A 4,044-nucleotide genomic window follows, 5' to 3' on the forward strand; every position below is an offset into this window, starting at 1 on the left:
GCTGCAAACGGTGCGAAACAACCGCTCAGATGATGCGTGATGCAGCAGAAAAGCTCGGCCTTGAAGCCACTATTGAAAAAGTCACCGATCCGAAAGAAATTGCCATGGCTGGTGTGATGTCGACACCTGGCATTTCGGTCGATGGCAAGCTGGTTCATTCTGGTGGTCTGCCCGATGAGAGCAAACTCGAAGGTTGGCTAAAAGGCTGAATGTTGCAAATCAATAAGGCAATAGGTGATGTTGCATCGTGATAGCACCACTTGCTTCAGCTTTTGACCCTAACCATACATTGGCTTCCAATGGGGCGAATGACAGGTAATGGGATGTACCGGCTGCTTCCCCCAACTCAGCAGGTTATAGTTTGACTGTTTCAACTGCAGATTAGGAGAAGTGGCATGACGAAGAAAGCAATTGATGCATTGATGTCGATTGGCATCGATATCGGCAAGGACACATTCCATCTTGTTGGCTTTGATTTTGACGGCCAGCTTGTTCTGCGTAAGAAGATCAAACGACTGGCCTTGCTGCAGACCTTCGAAACTCTGCCAAGATGCGTCGTTGGCATGGAAGCGTGCCTCAGCGCTCACTTTGTCAGTCGATCCTTGCGCAAACTCGGGTTCAAACCTCGGATCATCCCTGCCATTTATGTGAAGCCCTTCATCAAGGGCCAGAAGAATGACTACAATGATGCTGAGGCCATTGCGGAGGCAGCCTTGCGGCCGAACTTGCCGACAGTGCCAGAGAAAAGCCAGGACCAGCTCGACCTGCAAGCACTCCATCGTGTCAGGTCCCGCCTGGTGTCCCGCCGGACTGCAACGATAAACCAGATCCGCGCCTTTCTGATTGAACAAGGCATCACGGTGCGTAAGGGGCTGCGGGCTTTGAAGAATTCCTTCGAAACCATTCTCGAACAGCGCAAAGATGAGGTCTCTCCCCGAATGCGCAAAATTCTGTTCGGTCTTTATGGAGACTGGCTCTGGCTCGATGACAGGATCGAGGCTGTCTCCAAAGAGATAGAAGAGATCAGTCAGAGGGAAGAGAATTGCGTCAACGTGATGACGATTCCCGGGATCGGCCCGATGATCTCGACGGCGATGGTTGCTGCGATAGGGACTGGAGAGGCTTTTGATCGAGGCCGTGATTTTGCTGCATGGGTTGGTCTGGTTCCAAGGCAATACAGCACCGGAGGTCGAACGATCCTCGGTCGAATATCCAAGAGGGGCAGCCGATATTTACGCATGCTCTTCGTTCAGGCAGCCAAGGTCATCCTGATGAGAACCAATCGATGGCCAGACTTCAGTTTTGGTGAGTGGCTAACACGAGCATCAGAACGAATGCATCGCAACAAGTTGGCTGTCGCTTTGGCCAATAAGCTGGCCCGGATGGCCTGGAGTATCCTCAAACACAAAACGACGTTTGATGCGCCAAGAAATGCGGTCGAGATTGGAATCTGAAACCATTTTCGGCCTCAAAGGAGTTCGCGATAGACTGACTGCATGGAACGGAAAAATACGCCCCCAGAATCTGACGGCCCTTTCGGTCAATATGGACCTTGCCGGTAATGAGATCACGGTGCGAGCGTAACCCCAACAAGGCCACGACCCGCGTGTCGATCAATAGGCCGGATACATATGAGCGACTTCCAGCGACATGCAAAGAAATCTCTTGCGAACAGCAGCCGGTACATACATTGGGGCCGCCACTCTCAAATAGGTTACTGAAAATGCTGCGCTTCGCTCGAACGGCAGCAATGGGGAAGTCGCCTTGCAGTACATGCCGCCGCCGAACGCCAGGTAATGGGATGTACCGGCTGCTTCCCCCAACTCAGCAGGTTATAGTTTGACTGTTTCATCTGGTTGGTTTTGATTTTGACGGCCAACTTGTTCTGCGCAAGAAGATAAAACGACTGGCTTTGTCGCAGACCTTCGAAACGCTTCCAAGATGCGTTGTCGGCATGGAAGCTTGCCTGAGCGCCCACTTTGTCAGTCGATCCTTGCGCAAGCTCGGGTTCAAGCCTCGGATCATTCCTGCCATTTATGTGAAGCCGTTCATCAAGGGGCAGAAGAATGATTATAACGACGCCGAGGCCATAGCAGAGGCCGCCTTGCGTCCGAACTTGCCGACAGTGCCAGAGAAAAGCCAGGATCAGCTCGACCTGCAAGCGCTCCATCGCGTCAGGTCCCGCTTGGTGTCCCGCCGAACAGCAACGATAAACCAGATCCGCGCCTTCCTGATTGAGCAAGGGATTACCGTTCGTAAGGGGCTGCGGGCTTTGAAGAATTCCTTCGAAACCATTCTCGAGCAGCGCAAGGATGAGATTTCTCCCCGAATGCGCAAAATCCTGTTCGGTCTTTATGGTGACTGGCTCTGGCTTGACGACAGAATTGAAACCGTTTCCGGCGAGATAAAAGACATCAGCCAGAGGGAAGAAAACTGCGTCAATGTGATGACGATCCCTGGCATCGGCCCTATGATCTCGACGGCGATGGTCGCTGCGATCGGAACAGGAGAGGCCTTTGAGCGCGGTCGTGATTTTGCCGCATGGGTTGGTCTGGTTCCAAGGCAATACAGTACAGGAGGGAGAACGATCCTTGGCCGAATATCCAAGCGAGGCAGCCGATATTTACGCATGCTCTTCGTTCAGGCAGCAAAGGTCATCCTGATGAGGACCAATCGATGGCGAGACTTCAGCTTTGGGGAATGGCTAACACGAGCATCAGAACGGATGCATCGCAATAAGTTGGCTGTGGCATTGGCCAACAAATTGGCCCGGATGGCCTGGAGTATCCTCAAACACAAAACGCCGTTTGATGCGCCAAGAAATGCGGTCGTGGTGGGTATCTGAAAACACTCTCGACCTCAAAGGAGTTCGCGATAGACAGATTGCATGGAACGGAAACATTACGCCCCCAGAATCTGACGGCCTCTTCGGTGACCATATCCACCCGATTGGCTCTGTTCGGTTTGCGGCGCGTCTTCTCCAAAAGGGCTTCAACGCCGCCCTCGTCGACGGCGCTTTTGTAGCGATAGAAAGTATCCCGGGAATAGCCCATCACCTGACAGGCTTTCGAGACATTGCCAAGCTCTTCAGCCAAGTTCAAAAGGCCGGCTTTGTGTTTGATGATCTTGTCAGTAGAATGCAACATGGTGGTCATCTTTCGTTTTGAGGTTGGGTTTGCACCACCATCAAAACGGATAACCACTATCTCTATCAAGAGATGTCCCGCCCTCTTTTGGCTTCGGCTGAAAGAGGGTGGTGTCAGATCAAGTCGAGACTTCTACACATTAATGCTCGGAGCACCTCATAATTCTTGCATCCATTGCACTCAATAAAACTTCGTTGCCGATCAATACCATCTCAGCGTCAGGAACAACAACCGCGCCGCCTTGTACATAACGAGTTCTGAATGGTCTGTCATAAGTCTTGTCCAAAAGGTCGAGGTGTGGGAAATATGCTCTCCATTGGTTATCTAGACTGATTATTTCACTCCCAGTTGCTCTTGATTGGATTTCCTCAGGAAGCTGTCGGTGCTGGGTTAGTGCTATCAATAGTTTTACGAATCTTCCTTCATGAAACTGGCCCTTTGCAGCTTGGTATGCATCATATGTATTGTGACCAAATTTCTTAAGTTCCTTGGAGCTTTTTCCAACACCACGCAGCATTGCTTTCAAAGTAAGTTCTGCCGCCATACCACAACTCTGTAACAACGGGCCCATGTAGAAACTCTGATTGCGGCCATTTTGATGTTTAAGCAAAACTCTGGCAGCAAACTGATAACTCCAAGCCCATTGCAAGTGCCCTGAAACTCCCATTTCATCATCAGGAGTTTCTACTGGCCAAGTGTCGACCAATTGAATTTTGTCATCGGCTTCTGTGGTCATTACTTTTGTTCTCCTAGTTGTGCAATACCTCTAAAGAGCCCTCTGAGAATTGATGCCCTTCCATTCCCTTGAGCCCGAATTTGGCTTTTGAAGCGGTTTTATGGGGTCATTTCACACCATTTCCAGCCTCTATTCACGCCGATTGCCCATTGCTTTGCCGAA

The 4,044-nt window shown here is 50.9% G+C and carries 4 protein-coding genes and 1 pseudogene; 3 read left to right on the forward strand and 2 right to left on the reverse strand.

Going from position 1 to position 4,044, the window contains the following annotated elements; genetic code table 11:
• The 3 genes from DSD30_RS21375 to DSD30_RS21385 all read left to right on the forward strand — a co-directional run.
• A partial coding sequence (locus DSD30_RS21375) for a thioredoxin family protein (RefSeq protein WP_157967818.1) occupies positions 1 to 209 on the forward strand: 209 nt, incomplete at its 5' end.
• Positions 210 to 395: 186 nt separating this feature from the next.
• Positions 396 to 1,454, forward strand: coding sequence for an IS110 family RNA-guided transposase (locus DSD30_RS21380; RefSeq protein ID WP_114011787.1), 1,059 nt, complete (start codon positions 396 to 398; stop codon positions 1,452 to 1,454).
• Between the two features lie 389 nt (positions 1,455 to 1,843).
• On the forward strand, positions 1,844 to 2,845 hold the full coding sequence (locus DSD30_RS21385; RefSeq protein WP_114011788.1) for an IS110 family RNA-guided transposase: 1,002 nt from the start codon (positions 1,844 to 1,846) through the stop codon (positions 2,843 to 2,845).
• A gap of 73 nt (positions 2,846 to 2,918) precedes the next feature.
• Here the strand turns inward: DSD30_RS21385 and DSD30_RS21390 are convergent.
• Both DSD30_RS21390 and DSD30_RS21395 read right to left on the reverse strand, forming a co-directional pair.
• Positions 2,919 to 3,146: pseudogene (locus tag DSD30_RS21390) on the reverse strand (helix-turn-helix domain-containing protein); the annotation flags it as partial.
• A gap of 139 nt (positions 3,147 to 3,285) precedes the next feature.
• Positions 3,286 to 3,882 carry a hypothetical protein gene (locus DSD30_RS21395; RefSeq protein ID WP_114011789.1) on the reverse strand — a complete coding sequence of 199 codons (597 nt, stop codon included), beginning with the start codon at positions 3,880 to 3,882 and terminating at the stop codon, positions 3,286 to 3,288.
• Positions 3,883 to 4,044: the final 162 nt, after the last annotated feature.

Source organism: Cohaesibacter intestini, assembly GCF_003324485.1.
GTDB classification, from domain to species: domain Bacteria; phylum Pseudomonadota; class Alphaproteobacteria; order Rhizobiales; family Cohaesibacteraceae; genus Cohaesibacter; species Cohaesibacter intestini.

What these genes read in the sequence shown, in the direction of transcription:
- DSD30_RS21380 (WP_114011787.1), top strand. Translation starts at nt 396, where the DNA reads ATGACGAAGAAAGCAATTGATGCATTGATGTCGATTGGCATCGATATC.
- DSD30_RS21395 (WP_114011789.1), bottom strand. Translation starts at nt 3,882, where the DNA reads ATGACCACAGAAGCCGATGACAAAATTCAATTGGTCGACACTTGGCCA.